The organism is Alteromonas aquimaris (assembly GCF_026183695.1).
Lineage (GTDB): Bacteria > Pseudomonadota > Gammaproteobacteria > Enterobacterales > Alteromonadaceae > Alteromonas > Alteromonas aquimaris.
This window is the reverse complement of the sequence record NZ_JAPFRD010000005.1, coordinates 161,120-183,934: the sequence shown is the minus strand read 5'-3', so window position 1 is coordinate 183,934 and position 22,815 is coordinate 161,120. Positions and strand designations below refer to the sequence as shown.

The following is a 22,815-nucleotide window of genomic DNA, read 5'->3' as shown; positions in this document are numbered from 1 at the left end:
AAAATTTTATCGACGCAGTTCTGTTGGAATAGGCAAATCACGCTTAAGAGGTTTAGGCCGCTTTCCTTTTCCTGCTTTAAATGCCTTAAGCTGGAACACATAAGCCAATACCTGCGCTACCGCCATAAATAGCTTGTGCGGGATCTCATTATCCACCTCGGTGGAATAATAAATTGCCCTGGTTAGCATAGGGCTAGGGATGAGTGGTACATCATTAGCCGTAGCAATTTTACGAATATGCATGGCCAATTCATCAGCTCCTTTGGCGACTACCACGGGAGCTCGCGTGCCATTTTCGTCGTATTTAAGGGCAACTGAATAATGGGTGGGGTTGGTTACTACCACATCAGCCTGAGGAACTTCTTGCATCATTCGTTTAGCCGATGCCTGGAACTGTAGGCGACGAATACGCCCCTTGGTTTGCGGATCTCCTTCAGCGTTTTTATGCTCGTCTTTGATTTCCTGTTTTGTCATTTTCAGTTGTTTATTGTGCTTGTATTTCTGATACGGCACATCAATCGCTGAGATGGGGATCATGCCCAAGGTCATGATAAAAAAAGCCCACGCAATCATTTCCATCGCATGGAAGAAATTACCAGGATAGGCTTCTGCATCAAGGTGGATGGCTTCCTCTTCGTAGTACAACATGGCGAGTAAGGCCAGTCCACCGATCACAAAAAATTTGGCGATGGATTTAAGCAACTCAACCAGCCCTTCAGGGCCAAACATGCGTTTAAAACCATTTAACGGATTCAGTTTATTGAACTTGGGGGCAGCGGACTGCCAGGTAAAATTAAAGCCACCTACACCAATATTGCCATACACACCACCAATCATCGCGACTAACTGAAACATGATAACGGGGAACGCGACCGCGGTGAGTGCTTCTCCCCATGCTCCAAACATATGGGTAGGGTCGTAGGTTTCATCGCGCGATAAGGTGAACATTCGTGATGCGATGGAATATAAGGCCTCAGCGAGCTGTCCCCCAATCACTAAGAACATTGCCCCACTGAAAATTAGAACCAGGGTAGTGGATAACTCTTTTGAGCGCGCTATCTGCCCCTTTTCTCTGGCATCGTCAATTTTTTTCTGTGTGGGTTCTTCCGTTTTATCGTCGGTATCAGCCATAGCTGCCTCCTTTTATGTTGGGCACACAGCAAGCAATTCACACATGAATTGCAGTGCCCTTTCCCACAACTCGTTAAAGTGCATGGTAAAGTTGGACAAGGTGATCCAGATGATGGTTAGTCCCATCATCTGCGCGATTGAAAATCCGATACTGAAAATATTAAGTTGCGGTGCCGCTTTTGTCATAATACCAAAAGCCAGGTTCACGATGAGTAGTGACACAATAGGCGCCAGCGACAATGTCACCGATGCAACAAACATCCAACTGCCCCAGTGCACAATGTCCAATAGCTGTTGCCCAGTCCACCAGGATCCCACGATGGGGAACGCCTCGAAGCTGATCACCACCATCTCTATCATGGCCAGATGACCATCCAACGTCCAAAACAGTAGCGTCGCCAAAATCAGATAGAACTGACCTACGGCGGGCACGTTAATACCATTAACCGGATCAACGATTGACGCAAATCCTAAGCCGGTCTGCATGGCTATGATTTGACCTGCGAGTACAAACGTATTCAAAACCATCATAGATATAAAACCGATACCCACCCCTATCAGCACTTCTTTGGCCGCTATGACAAACGTTCCTATGCTGACTAGGTTTTCTACCGGTACAGGGGGAACGACTGGCATAATAATGAGCGCTAACATGACCGTCAGCAAACCGCGGACAGTAGGCGAAATTGACTTTGCACTCATGCCAATCATGGTGGCAAACAAACCACTGATACGCATAAACGGCAGCATCATGTCGGTCAAAAACTGGTTGATTACGGCTAATTCATACACCATGAGGTTTTACTGATCGCTATCCCACGACTTGCGGGATTTGATCGACCATGTGGAAAGTAAAGTCCATCAATTGCTGCACCAACCAATTACCTCCCCAACTTAGGGCCAGCAGCGTAACCAATAAACGAGGCAGAAAGCTCATGGTTTGTTCGTTGATGGATGTGGCAGCCTGAAATACGGCGACTATTAACCCTACGATCAAACTGGGTACGATGACCGCTGATACCAGCATGATGACCATAAACATGGCTTCGCGGAGAATTTGTACAAACACTTCTGGTGACATAATCGCCTCCTACACACCCATACCAAAGCTGGTAGCCAAGGTGCCAAAAATCAGGTTCCAACCATCAACCAGAACGAACAGCATCAGTTTAAACGGTAGTGAAACAATCATGGGCGAGAGCATCATCATACCCATTGCCATCAGTATAGACGCCACCACCAAATCAATGATTAAGAACGGAATAAAAAGCATAAAGCCAATCTGAAACGCGGTTTTAAGTTCACTGGTAACAAACGCAGGAATAAGAATGGTGAGCGGCACATCGGCTGGCTCTTCGTATTTATCTTCATCACCGGCAATGCGTACAAAGGTTTCCAAATCTCTCACCCGTGTTTGCGACAGCATAAATGCACGCATGGGGCCTTTAGCCTGTTCAAAAGCTTCTTTTGAAGTCATTACCTCGTCCAGATAGGGTTGTAATGCGCGTTCATTAATTTCTTCAAACACTGGCGCCATGATGAACAGCGACAAAAACAAGCTCACCCCAATTAAGATTTGGTTGGAAGGCGATTGCTGCAAACCGATGGCCTGACGCAGAATGGACAGCACCACAATAATTCGGGTGAAGGAAGTCATCATCATGATGAACGCTGGGATCAAACTCAGCGCAGTCATGATAAACACTGCCTGCAGCGTCATCGAATAATCTTGGGTTCCGTCAGGATTAGTTGTCACCGTTACTGCAGAGATCCCCTGTTGCGCTGACACTGAATCTGCAAAGAGCAACAAACCGCTTATCAGTGCAAAGCCGCCCCAGAATCGCATATTAGCCATGATGCTTATCCTCCTTCAGGGAAGGATTTATTTTACCCGCCATGGCGCTTACTAATTTTTGCTTAAAAAGCGCCCCAGGGTTATCTGACGACCGTTGGCTCTGAATGTTATTTTCCAGTTTGCTTAAATGCGAAATGGATTGCGAAGTGATGCCGACTAGATGTTGTTCATCTCCCACTTCTATCACCATGATGCGCTCTTTCGCACCAGCCATCATGCTGGCGACGACTTTTAACTGCCCATTACTGGAATGAGTGACATTAAACCGTCGCATCACATAAGCCAGTGCAAAAATAATAGCGACAACTAATAAAAGTGATAGAAAAATTGACAGTACCGACGTAGGGTTGGTAATGGATTGAGTGCTTTGAGCAAAGGCTGATGAGGAAAAAGCAAGAGGAAGCAATTTGCAACCTCTTGATAAGAAATGAAATTTACCGAAGCTTTTTGATTCTTTCGATCTGACTAATAACATCTGTTAACCGGATCCCAAACTTGTCGTTGACTACTACTACTTCTCCATGAGCAATCAACGTGCCATTAACTAATACATCTAATGGCTCTCCGGCGACCCGATCTAGTTCCACAACCGAACCTTGATTCAATTGTAGTAAATTTCGGATACTTATTTGGCTGCGCCCCACTTCCATCGAGATGGTAACGGGGATATCTAAAATCGTATCCAGTTTCTTTTTTTCTTCCTGGGTAATGGGCGCATCATCTTTCAGTTCATCCAGCTCAGCGACTTGGACATCATCGCCCTCACCTTGTGGTTCACCTTCCTGATCTGCTTCAGACTCTGCCTGTTCTGCCATTGCTGCGGCCCAGTCGTCCAAGCCATCTTCTTCACTCATAGGAGTACCTCATTAATATGTCTCATGCTCAGAGATCTTCTTCCAGCACCTGTAACTCAGCATCATTGTCGATCACACGACCACCGCGAGTTAATAGTTGCAGTTCAGATTTAACTGAAGTCGGTCTAGGGATTTTGTCAGTAATTTTTAGCGCCAGATTATCACGAGAACGACCCAGTTTAGCCCGAAAAGTGGGTAAATCCTCGATCAACACAGTGATATACTCGGGCATTTCCACCGGGATAATATCACCGGCCTTGAATTCCATAATTTGTTTAAGCGATACGTCAACTTCGAGCATATGAGTGGTCAGCGCCACTTCCACATCCATAATCTCGTCACGAAGCGCTTTACTCCAACGCAGATCGGTATCTTCTTTATCACTTTGTACACCAGCGTCAAGGAGCTCTCTAATTGGCTCTAACATGGAATAGGGTAACGAAACGTGAAAATCTCCTCCGCCCCCGTCAAGCTCAATATGAAACGAACTGATTACCACTACTTCGGTAGGGCTGACGATGTTAGCCATGGCCGGATTCACTTCTGAATCCAAATATTCAAACGACACATCCATCACTGGCGCCCATGCTTCTTTATAATCTTCAAAGATTATCTTCAACAACATTTGGATAATTCGCCGTTCGGTCGGTGTAAATTCGCGCCCTTCTATTTTGGCATGGTAACGCCCGTCGCCGCCAAAAAAATTATCTACCAGGATAAACACCAGGCGGGCTTCCATGGTAATTAATCCGGTACCTTTTAATGGCCGGAAGCGAACCATGTTCAGGCTGGTCGGTACAAATAAAGTATGTATGTACTCACCAAACTTTATCATTTGAATACCATTGATTGACACTTCGGCGGAACGGCGCATCATATTAAATAGACTGACACGCATGTGTCGCGCAAAACGTTCGTTAACGATTTCCAGCGTCGGCATCCGCCCACGCACAATTCTATCCTGAGACGAAAAGTCATACTCAAGCGCAGAAGTATCACCACCGCCTTCGCTAACTTCTTCCTCTTCTACATCGTCGACGCCGTGTAAGAGCGCGTCAATTTCGTCTTGGGATAGTAAATCGCTCACTCAATATCCTTTCTACTGCATTACAAAACCGGTAAACAACACCTGCTCAACCACGTTCGAACCCGAAATTTCATTCATTACGCGTTGAACTTCACTTAACGCATCTTCACGCAGTGTTATTTTTCCTGCTTCGGTAACCAAATCATCAGCACTGCTATTACTAAACACCTGCAGTAACGTACCTTCAATTAAGGGAATGTGTGACTTGGCCATTTCTTCATTATCGGAGCCGCGCACCATCAACTGCACTTTAATTTGTACTAGTCTGTCACGCCCACTGCCTGGCACATTGAAAACAAAGGGTCTAGGCATGGCCACATAAAGCGCCGTACCAAGGTTAGCTTTGGGTGCCGCTTGCGCTGGCCCCTCTCCTGCGACGGTTTCTGTTTGTTCAGGAACACTAGCGTCAGAACCCGAAAACAGGAAGAAATACGCAGCCCCACCTCCCAGTATTACCACGGCAGCTATGATGATGATCATCATCTTTTTACTTTTGCCACCACTTTCTTCAATCTGTAGTTCTTCTTCAGCCATGTTTTTTACTCATCAAAAATCCAATGGGCGTATTATCAATTTTCACCAGTAAATGGCAATCACTGAATTGAGAAAGTTTTCTTAAGCATAGTCATCGATACCGTCGGTGTCGCGCTTTGTTATTCCTGAATCAGGTTGCGCAAGATTTTCGTCGCCGTCAGATGCTTCGCCAGACGAGTTGCCACCTGCAAATTGCTCATCGCCATTACCCTGCTGTGAATTTTGCTGTTGTACAAACGATTCCCCCAGGGTAATACCTTGCTCTGCGAGCATTTCCCTTAATCGGTTTTCAGCTTGTGCTAAGGTGTCTTTAGCGTGCTGTGATTGCACGACAAAGTTTACATTTGCAGTGTCCCCGGAAATGTTGACTCTTACTTGCATGCTACCAAGTTCGGGCGGATCCAGGCGAATTTCTGCCAAACTGCTTCTACTGTTGATCATCCAGCGGATCTTTTCGCTTAACTGTTGCTGACCTTCAGCACGTTGCACATTCACAGGCTTATCAATACCATCAGCGGCTTGTTGTGCTTTGGTCATTTCACTGCGGATCTGAGCATTTTCTCTCAAAGAGGTATCAATCGAAGCCAACGCTTGTCGGTCAACTTCTACAGCCGTCTGTTGTTGGGCAGTTTGCATGGCATTACTTAATAACGCTAATTGACCTTCCAGTTGTTGCTTCATCGCGTTATCTAATTGAATGCTTGCTTCACTTAACGCCCCGCTAATCATATCTTGCAGACTAATACCTGGCTCTCGCCCTTGGCCAAGTTGTGCATTCATTTCATTCAGACCCGCAATAACCGCATTTTTCACCATTTTCTGCTGCTGTTCAGAAGCTGATGGCGGTAGCAGGGCCAACACTCTATCGGCAATGGCTTCAACACTGTCTGCTTTCCCTTGATCAGATAGTTGCTGCATATTTTGCAGCAGCTTTTCTACCCCTTGCGGTAAGACGAGCTTTTCATTCAACGAAGGATTTACACTGTTTGGGTGAGTCCCCGGTTTTTGCTTTTCCGATTGCAGCAAAGAAACCAATAGCTTTGCCGCTTCTTCAAGATCATCAGCAGGAACAATGGCCTCCTGATTTCCTAGCGACAATTTCGTTGTTTCTTGGATGTCTGCTTGCGCAGATTGCAAAATCAGCATTGCCGAAGCCAACGCGGTGGTTTTAGAAGCATCGGCCGGTTGTCCGGATTCTGTAGACTTGGCCAACATGGTATTAAGTTTTTCTGCAATGTTATCGTACAGGGCCAGCACTGAGATGGGGCTGTCGCCATCCGTCTCCATACTACCAAGTTGTTCCTGAATGGCAGCTAATATCGACATTTCATTAGGGGTGATGGCACTGTCTTCGCTCAATTTCGCTAACAATGTATCAATTTTTGCAGCCAGTTCATCTGAAAGTGTAACTTCATCACCCGATATAGATTCTGCAACATTTGCCAACGCCGCTTTGTCCGGGTTGTCATTATAATCTTTGACTGATTCTACCAACCCGAGCCAATCGGTATCCTGTTTTTTATCATTTACCGCAGGCGATGTGTCGTTTTGCTGTTCAGTTTTTGCTGGCCCAGCAGCTTTGGGCTCATGTCGTTGAGGTGAGTTAACCTGTGCATTCGAGGGTTCTGTGCGTTTGGCCACGTGACGGTCGGCAGGTGAAGAAGCCGGCGTTCTTTCAGGCGCCTTCCAAACAGGAGTGATCTCACCTTTTTTATTTTTATCTGAATGCCTGTTAGCTGTCTGCTCAAGTGCCTGTCTAAATTGGTCGTTGGTGTTAACCAATGGCGAAGACTGTACCTCAAGGTCGATCGGCAAAGCGGCAATTTGTGAACCTTTAGTGGCAACTTGTTGCATAATTTTTTCTTCCAAACTTCTTGATCACCCTATAATACAAAGCGTGACCACATCAAAACCATTTTCCACATATAGCGTTCGCAAAAAGCGTTCCAAGTTAGGAAGTAAGAAAACAATTAGTGGTTAGTATTTTTCCTGTTGGGCACGATAAAACTTCTGAGCAGCGTATTCGTCCATGGTGTTTTGTTGTTTTCGCATTTCTTTTCTTTCCGCTGCGATGCGTTGCTTTTCAATCACCATTTCAACAGCTTTACGGCGTTTCTGGCGCTCTATCCATTGCTGTTTGCGGTCGTCTGCCACCAGTGAAGCGCGGGAGATTACCCCCATCTGTTGTTCGCAGGCTTTATCCAGCTTGCCTATAAAAGACAAATGCTGGTGATATTTTTGAGCGGTGACGCCCCCCTTGCCGTTGTTTTGAATCTGGCGCAGGTATTCGAGACGATATTGTTGCAGGTTTTGTAACTTTTGTTTCTGCGCGTTCACATTCTGTTGGGCAAGCTGAAACGCCTGTGCGGCTTTTTGTTCTTTTTCTTCTTCTATTTTCACAACCAGTTTAAGCTGACTCATGATGAACTCGCCCTTTAATTAGCCTGACCTAACCCTTTTGCAAGCCCCATCATTCCCTGTAAACATTCATCGTAGGGGATCACATCTTTGTAGCCTTGCTGTAAAAAGGCGTTAATGACAGGTTCCGCCTGAATGGCTAAATCAATCCGTGGGTCAGACCCTTTCGCATATGCGCCAATGGCGATTAAGTCTTTATTTTGCTTGTAAGTTGAATAAACTTGCCTGATTCGGCGTGCCAGCGTTAAGTGTTCCTCACTTACCACCATTGGCATTACACGACTGATGGATGCTTCAATATCGATGGCTGGGTAAAAACCGCTATCTGCTAACGAGCGTGACAATACAATATGTCCATCTAAAATGGCTCGGGCCGCGTCAGCGATAGGGTCTTGCAAATCGTCACCTTCGGTCAATACAGTGTAAAAAGCCGTAATGGAGCCTTGATTGTCGCCCCCGTTCCCCGCTCTTTCTACTAACGCTGGTAATTTGGCAAAAACAGAAGGGGGATAACCTTTCGTTGCGGGAGGTTCACCTACAGCTAAGGCAATTTCCCGTTGCGCCATGGCGTATCGGGTGAGAGAGTCGATGAGTAATAATACGTTTAAGCCCTGGTCGCGGAAGTATTCCGCAATGGTAACCGCGGTCTCACACCCCTTTAACCGCATTAAGGGTGAAGTGTCGGCTGGCGCTGCTACCACCACAGCCCGTTTACGTTCTTCTTCACCGAGAATTTCGTGAATAAACTCTTTTACCTCACGCCCCCGTTCACCCACCAGACCCACTACTACCACATCGGCGGTACTTCCGCGGGTCATCATTCCAAGCAAGACGCTTTTCCCTACACCACTGCCAGCAAACAGGCCCATCCGTTGGCCCATGCCAACCGTATTCAACGCATTGATTGAGCGTACCCCTACATCCATGGGCCTTTCGATAGGTCGTCGATGCAGAGGATTCATAGCGGGTTTGATGGTGGGTACCCGCGTCTGGGCCACAATGGGCCCCAGACCATCCATTGGCTGTCCATTTCCGTCCACCACCCGGCCTAACAATCCCATCCCTACAGCTAAACCACTTTCCCGATTGAGGGGAGCCACTCTAGAGCCCGGAACAATTCCTCGCACCGGCTCTGTAGGCATTAAATAGGTAATATCATCACCAAAGCCAACGACTTCAGCTTCAATTTCACCATCAACGGTTTGCACTTTACATTGACTGCCCACAGGTAGCTGACAACCAATGGCTTCTAGCGTGAGGCCGATACCGCGCACCAGTTTTCCCGCCGCGACGATTGGCGGATGGGGGACCTGCTTGCTGAGGGCGGAAAAATAGTCGGCCAGGTCCTTAGTCATGCTTGAGGCCTTGCTCCATCATGAATTTGTCAATGACATCCCGTACCCGTCTTTCAATTGACACGTCAACAGCGTTTTGCGAGGTGATAATTTCACAGCCTCCTGGCTGCATGGAAGGTGCTTCTACCAATTGCCAATTCTTTTTGGCGATGTCTTCATCTGAATAGTGCGACTTGATGCGCGCGATATCCTCTGGGTGCATCTGTAACTGATATTGCTTTTCATTGATTGGCAATGCTTTTAGGCCCTCGGATAGCGCCTGGAAAATAAGATTGTCGTTCGTCTTAATTTCGGTACGTATGACAGAGCGAGCCAGGGTTAGCGCCAGTTGAACAACTTGTTTTCTTACCTCTTCGTTCACCTGTTGTAAGGGAAGATCGAGTTGTTCGCTTAATTGCTGCCACGCTTTGATTTGTTCGTCAATTTGCTGTTGACCGCTGGCAAGCCCTTCTTTTTCGCCGGCAGCATAGCCTTCTTCATATCCTTGCTTTTGACCCGCTTCAAAGCCTTCTGCCTTGCCTTCGTCAAAACCTATTTGCTTCCCTTCCTGATGCCCTTCGTCATAGGCAGCTTGTCGAATCGCTTCAATCTCTTGTGCGGTGGGAGGCTTAATTTCTTCCTCTTCCACTTCTTCTGGTGGTTCATATTTCCAGTCAGAAGTACGGTTTAATGCATTTGTTCGCGTTTCTTCTTCCTGCGTTTTCGTGCCTTCAACGAAGGGTAAATCCCATTTTTTCACTCCTTCTGGAGAGTGCGATGCGAACGGATTTTGTTTAGGCATAAGTTAAGCGAGCCCCATTATAAGAACTCTTCTCCTCCGCCACCGCCAAGCATAATCTCCCCTGAATCTGCCAAACGACGGGCAACAGAAAGAATTTCTTTCTGGGCTGTCTCAACTTCAGAAATACGTACCGGCCCCATGGCTTCGAGATCATCCAGAAGCATTTCGGCGGCCCGCTTAGACATATTCTTCGTGATTTTATTTTTGAGCTCTTCATCAGCACCTTTAATAGCTTTAAGCAGTGCATCTTGCTGAACTTCGCGAAGAATCGCCTGAATACCCCGATCGTCAACATCCACCAGGTTATCGAATACAAACATAAGATCTTGAATCTGCTGACTCATCTCTTCATCCTGTTCACGAATCGCATCCATCAACTGACCTTCAATAGCCGTGTCAAGATAGTTCATGATATCCGCTGCAGACTTCAAGCCGCCCATTTTGGCTGCCTGGGTGCCCGCCTGACCAGCGAATTGTTTTTCCATGATTTCGTTTAGTTCTTGTAGCGCCGCCGGCTGCACTTCTTCTAAGTTGGCGATACGCATTAACAGGTCCAAACGTACTTTTTCTGGAAATTGTGCGAGTATCTCAGCACTTTGTTCAGGCTCGAGGTAGGACAACACAATAGTCTGTATCTGCGGGTGTTCGTTGCGGATGATACTGGCGACTTGCTTTGAATCCATCCATTTCAAGGAATCCAAACCTTTAGCGCCGGTTCCCATCATGATTTGATCGATAAGATTTGCGGCTTTATCTTCCCCGAGCGCAGCGGTTAGCGCACGCTTAACGAAATCCTGACTCTGGAAGCCGATAGTGCTGTAATTTTGAATTTCTTCAATAAAATGTTTATGTACCGCAGTAATTTTAACCTGGGTCATATCATCGACCTTGGCCATTTCTGCACCCAGCTTTTGTACCTGCTTGGGTTCGAGGTGTTTTAATATTTGTGCCGCATCTTCTTCGGAAAGGCTGAGCAATAAAATGGCTGCTTTCTCCAATCCTTCCAGTTTGCTGACGTCGTACCCTTGCTCTGCCTGAGGAGCTAATTCATCTGCCACGTTCTTCTCCTACTCGTCCTGTAACAGCCAGCCTTTAACTACCTGAGCAGACAGCTCAGGCTCGTTAGCCACCAGCGCGCGAACGGCTTTAAGTACATCTTCATCTTTGTGCAAATCAGGTAACATTAGCGAGCCATCTGGGGCAAATCCTACCTGCCCTTCGTCAAATTCTTGCGTCAACATGCTAATAGTGTCATCACCAAGATCGAGGCGTTCATCTGCATCAAAGTCTTCAGCACTCTTCACTGACTCAGGATTAATTAGTTTTCTGAGCATCGGACGAATCACTGCCAGAATTAATACAATGATCACTAGGCCGCCAATGACCAGCTTTATTATAGGCAATAACTTAGGGTCTTCCCAGAACGGAAGCTCTTCCACTTCACCTGTCTCAATACGCATGAAGGGCACGCTGACAACTTCCAGCGAATCACCTCGGGCCACATCAAAGCCAATTCCCCCTTGTAACAAGCGACGAATATTTAACACTTCCTCTTGTGGGCGTGGCTGGGTAGTGACACTGCCATCTTCTGCTGTAGTGCGTATATGATCCACTGCTACCGACACACTTAAACGACGGATTACGCCTGTTTGTTTTTTGGTATGACTGATGGTGGTATCCAATTCATAATTTCGGGTGGATTCTTTGCTGTTTCTACCGGGCGCAATATATTGGCCTGCACTTTGTCCTACTGCATCTTCAGGTATTTGCGAGGCTGCTGGAGGTTGATTACTTAAAGCACCGGGGATACCTGCCGCACCGCCGCCAGTGCTGTTTTCTTCGACAACCATCTCACTGCGCACCGCCGGAAGGTCAGGATTATACGTGCGCTGGGTTTGTTCCAGTGCGGTAAAATCCATACTGACATCTGCTTGCGCGGTGTAATTACCGATACCAAGTACAGGTATAAGGATAGAATCAATCTTTTCTAAATACTCTGACTCACGTTTCCGCTCAATTTCGTATTCTTTACGGGCCCTCGCGCTCATTGAATCCTGGGAACCAGAATTAAGTAAACGGCCGTTGCTATCGGTAACCGTAACCTTACTCGGCTCCATGCCCTGAACCGCCGATGCCACAATATCTACCACGGCATCTACTTCTTCGCCGGCGATAATGGCACCACGTTTCGCCGTTAATACAACGGTTGCGCTGGCTTTTTTCTCACGCCGGGAGAACACGTTTTCTTTCGGCATCGCAAGAAGCACTCGCGCTTTTTGGATACTATCCATATCCTGAATAGTGCTAGCAATTTGCTGTTCGCGAGCGTGTTTCAAACGCTCCATTTCAAGCCGCTGACTAACCCCGAATCCCATGTCCTGCATGATAATATCGGTGCCGGTATCATCTGAGCGAACCAGTCCCTCGCGCGTCATGCCTAGACGAATATTCTGATACTCGTCGTTACGTACAAGGATCGTATTGCCTTCGAGTTTGTAGTCAATTTGATTGGCATCCATGTAGTCGAGGGTTTCAATGAGTTCCTCTGTTTCCATTTTTGCCATGGGGCGGTAATCGGGCTCCTGTGCCCAGATTAAGATAAATACGGCAATGGCCACACATATAACCAGCACCACCACCAGCGCCATCTGCCGCATCATATCGGCGCTGCCCAGTGTGTCCATAAAGCCGGATTTATTTTCCGGTTCGTTATCGCTCCCCCCTGTCTCGTCTGCGACGGTCAGGTTGGTGCCGGTTGCTTCTGCCATATTATTACTACCCTGAAATTAATTTAAACTGGCATGTTCGAAATTTGCTTGTAAGCTTCTAACAGCTTATTACGCACTTGCAATGTTGCTTCAAAGGCTATGCTCGATTTTTCCTTTGCTATCATTACTTCTGCCAAACTCAGTGACGGGTCACCCATTTCGAAGCGTTGTTGCATATTCTTTGAGTGCATCTGTGCATCGTTAACGCCCTCTATGGCATTTTTCAGCATGCTGGCAAATTCATTTTCGGGTTGTTTAACGATATTGGGCGCTTCATGCACGGGCAGTTGTGCCTGAGCAATCATTGCCTGCATTTCCTGATACAAACTGTTTGCTTTAATGTCCATGACCACTCCTGAATAGATAGTTGCCTTTGTCGTGTCTGACATTTGGCGATATTGCGATGATTGATTCTATTTCAGCAATTACCAGGCCAACATTAAAATTGCTTTATTTTCATAAACTTGAAAATAAAGCCAAAAAGTTGACGGCTTGCTAACCTTTTAAGTTAAACAAAAAAATGCCGCGACTAGCGCGGCGAATCGGGGAGGATAATTATCCCCACTTCTGTTCGTTCCCAACCAAAATTAGGCTGGCACATCAATACCTTCTTCACGCATACGCGCGAGTTTATAGCGCAACGTTCTTGGGCTGATGCCTAACTTTTCTGCCACATCTTTGCGTTTTCCATTACACATCTCGAGGGTATCGAGAATAATTTGATGTTCTTGATGACGCAGCTCATTACCTAACCGGCTGACATCATCGTCAATAGCGTTAACCGCTTCATGATTATGGCTGGCCAATGTTGCAGCCATTTCCAACATTAGGTGCGACGAATCAATGGTGTCACCTTCACACAGTATTAATGCGCGTTGGATAACGTTTTCCAGCTCTCTCACGTTCCCTGGCCAGGCGTACTGAACTAACTTGTTACGAGCCGCTGCGCTAAGTTTACGTTTACCCGCCCCATTGGTTTGGGCATGCCGGTGTATCAGGTGTTCCGCTAGTGGCACAATATCACCTGGTCTCTCGCTTAACTGCTTCCAAACAATCGGAAAAACATTTAAGCGGTAATATAAATCTTCTCTAAACTCGCCTGCTGCGACAGCCTGGCGTAAGTCACGATTGCTGGTAGCGATAACCCTGACATCAAGTTGCACCATTTTTCGTCCGCCTAGACGTTCCACTTCCTTTTCCTGTAACACGCGAAGCAGCTTGGCCTGAAGCGATAAATCCATCTCAGTTATTTCATCTAACAATAAAGTGCCATTTTGCGCTTGCTCAAATTTACCTGGGCACGCTTGCACGGCCCCGGTAAAGGCTCCTTTTTCATAACCAAACAAGGTGGCTTCAAGCATATTTTCAGGGATGGCAGCGCAATTTATGGCAATAAAAGGCGCCTGGCTACGTGGAGACTGGTCATGAATATATCGTGACAACACTTCTTTACCAGAACCGCTTGGCCCCAGCACCATCACCGTGGCATCTGATTGAGCAACTTTGCGGGAGAGATTCAATAACTCTAAACTGGCTGGATCAGCTGCCACTGGGGTTCGTGATTCAATTTTTTCCGCCGGGGCATAACGACTGACCAAGTTGATCAGCACTTCTGGTGCGAATGGTTTAGATAAATAGTCCGTCGCACCGTCTCGCATGGCTTGCACTGCATCATCTATAGTGGCATAAGCGGTCATCAGTAATACTGGCATGTGGGGAAACTTGGCCTTTATATTTTTCAGTAATTTCAGACCATTCATGCCACTCATTTGAATATCGCTCACCACTAAATCGATTGATTGATGACTCAGTTCTAGCATGGCTTGCTCTGCACTTTCGGCGCAAACCAGGTTGTATCCGGCTAATTGTAATGTATCCATTAAGGCTTCACGTAAACCGGCATCGTCCTCGACGATTAGGATAGTACTCTGACTCATGCGTGTTCTCCTGTAAGACGATTCAACGGCGCATGCGGAATGCGTTGAAAGGGTAAAGCGACAATGAAACGTGCGCCACCCGCGGGCTTATTTTCTACCAACAAATGACCTTTGTGAGCAGTGGTGACCGATTTGACCACTGCCAAGCCCAACCCGGTACCATGACTTTTAGTGGTAAAGAAGGGCTCAAATATTTTATCTAATAGCGAGTTAGGTACACCTTTTCCTTCATCTTCCACACAGATATGAAGCAAGTTACTACTCACTCTTGCGCTCACTTGAATACAGCTTTGCTTGGGGGATACCTGGCTGGCATTTTCTATCAAATTTAACAGAGCACCTTGTAATGCCGTAAGATTACCGGTGATTTGAATGTTTTGTTCAAACCCTTCTAAACCAAGCTGCTGTGAAGCGGTATCGGTAATAGAGGTACCTGTGGCTTCAATTGCCTGCATCAGTTGAGTTAAGGAAATAGGCGCAACCACCTGCTCTTCGCCTGACTTAGCAAACAAGAGCATGTCGTTAACCTGACTCTCTAATTCCTTTAAACGTGCATTTAACTTGTGTGCAAACTGTAGACGTGACGCTTCCGGCAAACCTTTTCGGGTTAAATTTGACGCATACAGCATAGCAGCTGAAAGCGGAGTTCTGATTTGATGAGCTAGCGATGCGACCATTTTTCCCAGCGCGCTCAATCTTTGCATATGACTGACGCGGGATTGTAATTGACGGGTTTCCGTCAAGTCGGTGATCACAATTAGTTGGCCAGGTTCATCAACGAGTGGGGTGATAGAAAGTTTAACGCGTTTACCATCTATCAATGACACTTCGTGCCCGTCATCCGGTTGAGGTTTGAAGGATCGGCTGATAATGGTACGCCACAACTCACCTTCGAGTGGTTCACCTAGTAACGCGATCGCCTGACTATTTACCTGTCTAACAATTCCTTTGCCATCCAGTACAACAACACCGGCGGGTAATACCTGTAACAAATGCGATAAACGATTAGCTTGCTGACGAAGCGCCTGCACTTCTTCCACGCCAGACAACTCATTTGCATGCGCAGTTGCATCGTCAACTGAATAAAAGCGTTGATTGAGCGAATATTGCTCATGTAAGGGAGTGCCGAAAAAACTGCTTTCGTATGCCATACCATCCTCGTCAAATTGCAGACGCACTATACGTCAAGATGGATATAGCAGGAGCCATGCCACTATTTTATCATTTTAATTCAGTGAGTTAGGGATTAAACAGAAATTATTGGCTGTCAATTATCTGACGAAAGGTGTTCTTCTCGATTAATTTCGTACTTGCGCATTTTTTCAACCAGCGTGGTTCTGCGCATGCCAAGCTTGTCAGCAGCGCGGGCCACCACCCAATCTTGTTGCTCTAGTGCCTGCTTGATAAGATTAATTTCGAGATCCGACAGATATTCTTTCAGGTTTACCCCGTCTTCGGGTAGACCAGACAGTTCAGGCAAAGAGGATGCAGATTGCGCTTCATTTCCCTCTGCCACCTCACTCTCTTCTGCGTGGGCAGCTTCAGCAAACAGTTCGTTAAACGCATCACGTTCAAGCAGTTCTTCCGGATAATCTGGTTGGTAGGGAGCCACATCACCATATTGATACTTCGGCGGTAAATCCTGCACATCGACTACCTGACCAGGATAGAGAATGCTTAGCCTTTCTACCAGATTGGATAATTCACGCACGTTGCCGCCCCATGGATGTTCCATTAAGGAAGCAATTGCCTGCTCAGTAAAGTGAACGCCTTTTACCCCTTCACCTTGGATGCGACTAATCAGCTCCTGTAAAAGCAACGGGATGTCGTCTTTTCTTTCCCGCAACGCTGGGCTGTCTATGGGAAAAACATTTAGGCGATAATACAAGTCTTCGCGGAAGCGATCCTCTTTGATCATTTCTTCAAGATCACGGTGAGTGGCGGCAATAATTCTGACGTTACATTTAATAGGAGCATTGCCCCCTACTCGCTCAAAGGTACGTTCTTGGAGTACCCGTAATAACTTCACCTGCATTTGCAACGGCATATCACCGATTTCATCGAGAAATAAGGTACCTGACTCGGCCAGTTCAAAGCGGCCTTTGCGAGCGCCAATGGCCCCGGTAAAAGCGCCTTTCTCATGACCAAACAATTCACTTTCAAGTAGTTCGCCGGGAATGGCGCCACAGTTTACAGGAATAAATGGGCCATCTTTTCGTTCAGACAGGAAATGAACGTTTCTTGCTACCACTTCTTTTCCCGTGCCTGATTCCCCCAAAATAAGTACGGTAGCATCAGTAGGAGCAACTTGTTCTACTAAGCGGCGAACATACTGAATTTGCTCGCTTCTGCCCACCAAGCTCCTAAACAAACGGGTTTTGGTACCCGGCGCTTTCGATTTAAACGGTTTTCCCCGAGTATACTCCTGACACCGGTGAATAGCCTGTGTCAACATAGGATAGGTTATCGGTAATCCAATTACGCTGACCAGGTTTTGATGAGCAGGAATATCTTCACCGTTTTGGGTAACGGCTATAAAGGGAGTATGCGGGAACTGTTTGCTTATTCGTTCAAGTTTGTCAGCGTCGCTGCAGTCAATTAAAACCGCCGCCGCAGCTTGATTCTGCAACGATTTTTCGCACTCAGCTAAACCGCACTGCCGACTGGTTTCACCAACGAAGGTAACGATAGTTTCAAAGCTGGTTAAAAGGTCGCCGTTATCACTAACGAGCAAGATATCCTTCATTCATTCCCCGACAACGCGTTTTTATTGTAAAGAGTTTAGCGCATCTGCATGATTGTAGCGGCAAAAGTTCCAAACACAACTGTCTTCTGGCAACACTGCTGAAGAAATATACAAATATACCGCATTTATATAAAAGGTAGTTTTGATTGTGAATAAAATAAAGAGGTATAGGCAAACAAAATTTTATTCACAGACACAAAAAAAGCAGGTTGCCCTGCTTTTTCCGTAATAACTAATTTAGCTTAATAACGCCAGCACCTGGCCTTGTTGCTGATTGGCTTGCGCCTGAACGGTCAAAGCCGCTTGACCACGAATATCGTTGGCGGCTGCATCCGACGCGACCTGTGCATAATCGGTATCCTGAATACGACTGCGCGCCTCAGCCGCATTCACATCGGCCTTGCCTAAACTACGTGCAGTACCCTCTAGCATATTTTGCGTTGCACCTAACTCCGCCCGATATTCATTTAGATTTTCCAGGGCGGCATCGGTTGAATCCAGTGCAGCTGTAGCCCCCGCTTGGGTTGAGACATCGATACTTAGTACATCACTTAACCGTGCCGAAATATCTTGTGAACGCACATTGATCGTTTGTCCACTATTGGCACCCACCTGAAAGGCGTTGTCATTATCTGAGTTCAACAAGGGTTTACCAGCAAAATTTGTCTGCTCTGTGGTTTGCTTAATGTTATCCTGCAATTGTGTAATTTCAGACTGAATTGCCTTCCGGTCAGCATCATTCAAGATGCCATTACCTGCCTGCATACCTAATTCACGAATGCGCTGAACATCATCGTTAATGTTCGATACCCCGCCCTCAGCTACCTGCGATAATGAAATACCATCATAAACATTATTGATGGCCTGACGATTACCTTCAACCTGAGAAGTCAGACGGTCAATAATCTGCTGCGCCGCCGCGCCATCAGCCGCACTATTTATTTTCTTACCTGAGGCCAGTTTTTCCATCAGGTTAGATTGCTTCTCTTGAATCTGCTGAAGCATATTCATGTTTGGGCTAGGATCGAAATTAATCATATGTATGCACCTCTTGTGCGAGTATAACAATTAAAAGTTTCAGAGCAACAGTGCCACCAGTACTCTTAAGATTCAGATAGATACTTGCGTATAAGTTAGCATACCCAGTAATGCCCAGTTAAATATAGAGTGAGACTATCAATTTGAATCAGCAATATTCTTTCTTAACCCAAAGTGTTTCATTCTATTTTCGATATACTTAATATCATTTAAGCCAAGTTCTGAGGTATACCCCCCGACGATCCCTTTTCTTACTTTAGAATAATTGTTTCTTGGTGTGAGCCAAGGTCTATTGGAGTTTCCACTTAATTCTAACTGTCGCATGTTGGTAAATGACGCCTGCTCAGATATTTCCTGTATGCGTTCATGGTCAATATTTATTTCGAAATACTCACAAACTTGCGTCAACACTTCCTCAAAATCATTATGCATTTCTTCATAACGTACTACCAGCCAATGATTCTGGACTGCAAGGTTCCGCCACATTTTTTGAAACTTGATAAGATTATCTACACCAAAATATTCATCTCTAATGAAAGCAGAGATGTTATCAGGATAATTAAAAATATCGTTGAATCGTCCTGTTACCTGATTGTATAAACTTACGATAGTATCTCGCGTGTCTCTATCTACATAAACGAGCTTACCGGATTCACCACCATAGCGTTTCTGCCGAATATCGCTATTAAAGTTCAGCGCAGGTTTAGTGGCATCATTATATTCGAATTCATCATGACAAAAGACAATATCGCTCGCCTTACCCGTAAGCTCGATGGCATACCTCAACCAGCTTCTACCAGATTTAGGAAAAGAGACGACTATTCGCTTTGACATAACTAGTTATCCCTTCTGTAAAGTCTAATCGGTCCTGCTCCACCCGGATTATCAGATAAGTGCTCAGAGTGTAGGGTAAATCCAGACTGACTGAGCATACGATTCAACTGAGTGTCCTGGTAATAGCTGGCTGGGATTCTCATCACAAACCATTTTGAAGCTCGAGCTAACAACCCTGTCAAGGTAGCTATACGTTCAGATTCAGGAATGTGTTGGTGCACCGCTAAGTACAATACCAAATCATATTTTTTTAACAATTTGTTATTATACTTTTCTATAAAGTCAGACCAAGGAGAGAGGCTGGCGTGAATAAAGTTGGCCCTAGCATCATCTGCGCTCAACGCTCGTGCAGTTAAGATTCTTCCACCGTCCAACTCAACTCCATCCAATCGCTTACAGCCAGCTTGCAATAACAAATAGCCTATATAACCTTCTGCACACCCTGCATCAAATATGCTGGCTCCTTCGACCAAATCCTTCAAAATCGGGAGTACCTCAGTTCGAGTATGGACGGGCCATTTACCAAACATGTTCAGATCAGGTAAACGTAAATAGTGTTCTCGTCCATCATCATTCAACAGCAGTATAAATTCATCACAGAATGTGTCCCAATCATGTCGTTGGATGGCTGTTCTTCCAGCTGATGCTCGAAGAATAGCTTCATCTGGATTATTAATAACTTCATTTATCGCATCCACACATGCTTCAGTGGAATATTTCTCCAAGATCAATGCTGTCTTTTTATGCGTGGCAAATGCTTTAGTTCCCGCGCTGGTGCAAATCAGTGGGACGCCACAAGCTAATGCTTCAGCGGCAGTATTAGCCCAGCCAGCATGATCTTCCACATGCACTATGCAATGACATTTGTGATAAAAAGCAGGAAGCTCGTGTTCACTAAGTATTCCTTCTTCGACAATAGCGTTGCGCTGGTGAAGTTTCTGGAATATTTCACTTTGCTTAACCGCCTCTGGGATATATCCCATAACGTGCAAAACCTCGTCGCCTTTTAACTGTTGCATGACAGGCATCATTCTTTCGAGGGATTTCGTGCTAATTCCTATAACAAACTTTGTCTTTGATTTAGAACTGACGGCAGGATAAAAGTGTGAGCAATCTACGGCCCCTTCTATGACAGTGAATTTCCTGGCAAGAAAATCTGTATAACTTCCCTCCTCCCAATCTGAGTTATTGAAAAAAACAGAATCTGGTTTAAAGGCCCGGTTCACTGCAATAAACCTCTCTCGGCGAGAACGATCGTTCAATACTGCTTGAATCCGAATTCCAAACTGCTTTGATGTTATGGTTGACAGTGATTCAATGAAATTATCAGAAAAGCCCGCGCCTGGTATAAGAGTGGCTCCCCAGTTTCTATTGCTTGCTTCTTCCGGAGTAAGCAATTCGAATCCGGTGGGCTGCCAGGTGCCATTATAGTTTTCAAAACAAAAACTGACCTCAACCCCTCTTCTGCGCAGTTTATGTCCTAGACGCTCGAAGCGGATCAAGCCTCCGCAAACAATATTTTGTTCTGCGTATACTAACAAAGTTCTGACACTAGTTGTTGTTCTAAGCACAGGCTTTGCGCAGGGCTTTCTGAAAAACGTTATTTTGCCAACCGTTTCGATAGGTTGGGCTCCTGCTTTTATCAGTTCATCAACAAATTGAGCCGAACCGAGAGTTTGTCCACTCAAAAATCTACTATCATCAAAAGCGATGACTCCACCGTCAATTACGTGTGGATACCAGTTTTGATAATCTTCCTTAACTGCACCATACCTATGGTCACCATCAATAAAAAGCATACCAATAGGTTTGTCCCAGCCTTTAGCAGGGATAGTTGACTCCAAGTTAATCAAGCTAACTTCCTGATAAGCACCACTATCAAGCATTAGCTGAAAAAAATCTTTCCGATCATTGGGGCCAAATTTCCCCCCAAGTTCGCCTGTAAAAGCTTGATGGGGATCAATACAAAAAATCGGGGTTAGAGATTCTGATTGGGTAGAGCGAACACCGTGTGAAAGGGCAAGCGCAGATTTGCCTTTAAATGAGCCTATTTCAACAATTACCCCTAAAGTAATATTTGCTGCGTATTTAGATAATGCCGTTGCTTCTTCGACCGTAATCCCACCCTTTTCATAAGGGTAAGACGCCATAATTTGCTCAATAGTTTTTTCCATTGTATTTTGTCTCCGTCACCTCAGACACTAGTTACGCTATAGTGTCATGGAGTATAAAGCTGATATGTAAACCGTTGTTTAATTTACCATCCGTTTACCATTGGTTTACCTTAGGAAATAATTCCGACTAGTTAAGACTATTCATTATTATTTTGGGCGTGATAACTGTTATTTCACTTTTTGAATAATAATTCGTCTACAAAAACAATTTTTTTGTTGGAGAACTGACTAAGAATTTTCATTATTTCAGCTTTTCTTCCGGCTACAGCAACTAAAATCACATCATGTGCTACTTCAGCGAGGGTTTTGGGAGAGCGAAAGAACAGTCCGAACCTATTAATCTGATGATCATCTATTGCAGCATAATCAACCGCCAGAATTATTGAATCAAATAATTGCCCAACCAATGCAGACGCCAGTTCACTCGCCCCGTATAAAACTACTCTTTTGTGTTTATAACTATCGGCAATTCTTTTAATTTCATTAATCACATATTTCTGGTGCATAGGTTGAAGATACGCGACATTAAGAGCATGATAAAATAAACTAAGTGACAGGATTCTTTGTTCGTCAACCGGTTCGTACGGAAAATTTGACATGAAACGTTGCTGCCAAATAAAGCCTGATTGAAGTAGATCAGGATTATTATGTACAAGCAGTTTTTCAAACCTGGCTGGTGTATTTATATTTATGCTGCAATTTAGAAATGATGACAAAGCTTCCTTTACAGTTAATTCGTCCAGTGCAACCTCTTCGAAATCAACTATCGTGGATGAAGCAGATTCGGGTAGATTCTGTACGATAGAAGCCCAATTTAAAAAAATTAGCTGAGTCGCATATTCAATATCGAAGGAATCTCTTTTATATAATGACTTTGCTATTGCCATCGGATTTCTTTTGGTGATTACATATTGAACTTCTACATTGAGTCTCGTAAAAACCTCAACCCAAAACGGTAGCAAAGTAGCCATTCTGGGATCTTTCACCACTATATCGCCATGCTTCTTGAGCATACTAGTCAAATAAGCTATCGCCTGTTGTTTCAACTCAATAAAAAGCGGACTTATCTGAATATCGTCTAACGAAAGCCATGTCAGTGAATACCAACTTTTATTCAAGGAGTTTAATAATCGATTATTGATACCAACTATGGTCGCATCTTCCCAATAACCTTTAGGGTTATCAGGTCCAGCTTCTTGCAAATTATTTCCAGTAGAAATACCGCATTGTTCAACAAGACTTGCAATAACGCTCGTGCCTGAGCGATGCATTCCTAGCACTACAACTAATTTATTGTCCATCG

The 22,815-nt window shown here is 45.3% G+C and carries 22 protein-coding genes; all 22 read right to left on the bottom strand.

Going from position 1 to position 22,815, the window contains the following annotated elements; genetic code table 11:
* Positions 1-6: 6 nt before the first annotated feature.
* Entirely contained in the window at positions 7-1,131 is a 1,125-nt protein-coding gene (gene flhB / locus OPS25_RS03830) for a flagellar biosynthesis protein FlhB (protein WP_265616339.1), read from the bottom strand.
* Positions 1,132-1,143: 12 nt separating this feature from the next.
* Positions 1,144-1,926 carry a flagellar biosynthetic protein FliR gene (gene fliR / locus OPS25_RS03825; RefSeq protein ID WP_265616338.1) on the bottom strand — a complete coding sequence of 261 codons (783 nt, stop codon included), beginning with the start codon at positions 1,924-1,926 and terminating at the stop codon, positions 1,144-1,146.
* Between the two features lie 16 nt (positions 1,927-1,942).
* Positions 1,943-2,212: a flagellar biosynthesis protein FliQ gene (gene fliQ, locus OPS25_RS03820; protein ID WP_169210179.1), complete on the bottom strand. Its 270-nt coding sequence runs from the start codon at positions 2,210-2,212 to the stop codon at positions 1,943-1,945.
* A gap of 9 nt (positions 2,213-2,221) precedes the next feature.
* A complete protein-coding gene (gene fliP, locus OPS25_RS03815; RefSeq protein ID WP_407080208.1) occupies positions 2,222-2,986 on the bottom strand; it encodes a flagellar type III secretion system pore protein FliP in 765 nt (254 codons plus the stop codon).
* Positions 2,979-3,392 (bottom strand): flagellar biosynthetic protein FliO, encoded by a 414-nt coding sequence (gene fliO / locus OPS25_RS03810; protein ID WP_265616657.1) that lies wholly within the window; start codon positions 3,390-3,392, stop codon positions 2,979-2,981. The genes fliP and fliO overlap by 8 nt, the downstream gene beginning before the upstream one ends.
* 28 nt (positions 3,393-3,420) lie before the next feature.
* Positions 3,421-3,840, bottom strand: coding sequence for a flagellar motor switch protein FliN (gene fliN / locus OPS25_RS03805; protein ID WP_265616337.1), 420 nt, complete (start codon positions 3,838-3,840; stop codon positions 3,421-3,423).
* A 28-nt stretch (positions 3,841-3,868) separates the two neighbouring features.
* The gene (gene fliM / locus OPS25_RS03800) at positions 3,869-4,927 is read right to left on the bottom strand and encodes a flagellar motor switch protein FliM (RefSeq protein ID WP_265616336.1); all 1,059 of its coding nucleotides are present in this window, start codon (positions 4,925-4,927) and stop codon (positions 3,869-3,871) included.
* Positions 4,928-4,939: 12 nt separating this feature from the next.
* Entirely contained in the window at positions 4,940-5,461 is a 522-nt protein-coding gene (fliL, locus tag OPS25_RS03795; RefSeq protein WP_265616335.1) for a flagellar basal body-associated protein FliL, read from the bottom strand.
* An 81-nt stretch (positions 5,462-5,542) separates the two neighbouring features.
* On the bottom strand, positions 5,543-7,315 hold the full coding sequence (locus OPS25_RS03790; RefSeq protein WP_265616334.1) for a flagellar hook-length control protein FliK: 1,773 nt from the start codon (positions 7,313-7,315) through the stop codon (positions 5,543-5,545).
* A gap of 123 nt (positions 7,316-7,438) precedes the next feature.
* Entirely contained in the window at positions 7,439-7,882 is a 444-nt protein-coding gene (gene fliJ / locus OPS25_RS03785) for a flagellar export protein FliJ (RefSeq protein WP_265616333.1), read from the bottom strand.
* A 14-nt stretch (positions 7,883-7,896) separates the two neighbouring features.
* Positions 7,897-9,234, bottom strand: coding sequence for a flagellar protein export ATPase FliI (gene fliI, locus OPS25_RS03780; protein WP_265616332.1), 1,338 nt, complete (start codon positions 9,232-9,234; stop codon positions 7,897-7,899).
* Entirely contained in the window at positions 9,227-10,015 is a 789-nt protein-coding gene (gene fliH, locus OPS25_RS03775; RefSeq protein WP_265616331.1) for a flagellar assembly protein FliH, read from the bottom strand. The genes fliI and fliH overlap by 8 nt, the downstream gene beginning before the upstream one ends.
* Before the next feature lie 17 nt (positions 10,016-10,032).
* Positions 10,033-11,073, bottom strand: coding sequence for a flagellar motor switch protein FliG (gene fliG, locus OPS25_RS03770; protein WP_265616330.1), 1,041 nt, complete (start codon positions 11,071-11,073; stop codon positions 10,033-10,035).
* Between the two features lie 9 nt (positions 11,074-11,082).
* Entirely contained in the window at positions 11,083-12,783 is a 1,701-nt protein-coding gene (fliF, locus tag OPS25_RS03765; RefSeq protein ID WP_265616329.1) for a flagellar basal-body MS-ring/collar protein FliF, read from the bottom strand.
* A 23-nt stretch (positions 12,784-12,806) separates the two neighbouring features.
* Positions 12,807-13,130, bottom strand: coding sequence for a flagellar hook-basal body complex protein FliE (gene fliE / locus OPS25_RS03760; RefSeq protein WP_265616328.1), 324 nt, complete (start codon positions 13,128-13,130; stop codon positions 12,807-12,809).
* Between the two features lie 240 nt (positions 13,131-13,370).
* Positions 13,371-14,720: a sigma-54-dependent transcriptional regulator gene (locus tag OPS25_RS03755; protein ID WP_265616327.1), complete on the bottom strand. Its 1,350-nt coding sequence runs from the start codon at positions 14,718-14,720 to the stop codon at positions 13,371-13,373.
* Complete coding sequence (locus OPS25_RS03750) at positions 14,717-15,871, bottom strand: sensor histidine kinase (protein ID WP_265616326.1); 1,155 nt, start codon at positions 15,869-15,871, stop codon at positions 14,717-14,719. The genes OPS25_RS03755 and OPS25_RS03750 overlap by 4 nt, the downstream gene beginning before the upstream one ends.
* A 116-nt stretch (positions 15,872-15,987) precedes the next feature.
* Positions 15,988-17,466, bottom strand: a complete 1,479-nt coding sequence (locus OPS25_RS03745) for a sigma-54 dependent transcriptional regulator (protein WP_265616325.1) — start codon at positions 17,464-17,466, stop codon at positions 15,988-15,990.
* A 237-nt stretch (positions 17,467-17,703) separates the two neighbouring features.
* On the bottom strand, positions 17,704-18,504 hold the full coding sequence (locus OPS25_RS03740; protein ID WP_265616324.1) for a flagellin N-terminal helical domain-containing protein: 801 nt from the start codon (positions 18,502-18,504) through the stop codon (positions 17,704-17,706).
* Positions 18,505-18,642: 138 nt separating this feature from the next.
* Entirely contained in the window at positions 18,643-19,338 is a 696-nt protein-coding gene (locus OPS25_RS03735) for a sulfotransferase domain-containing protein (RefSeq protein ID WP_265616323.1), read from the bottom strand.
* A gap of 2 nt (positions 19,339-19,340) precedes the next feature.
* Positions 19,341-21,512, bottom strand: a complete 2,172-nt coding sequence (locus tag OPS25_RS03730; RefSeq protein ID WP_265616322.1) for a class I SAM-dependent methyltransferase — start codon at positions 21,510-21,512, stop codon at positions 19,341-19,343.
* A gap of 173 nt (positions 21,513-21,685) precedes the next feature.
* The gene (locus OPS25_RS03725) at positions 21,686-22,813 is read right to left on the bottom strand and encodes a sulfotransferase family protein (protein ID WP_265616321.1); all 1,128 of its coding nucleotides are present in this window, start codon (positions 22,811-22,813) and stop codon (positions 21,686-21,688) included.
* Between the last annotated feature and the right edge of the window lie 2 nt (positions 22,814-22,815).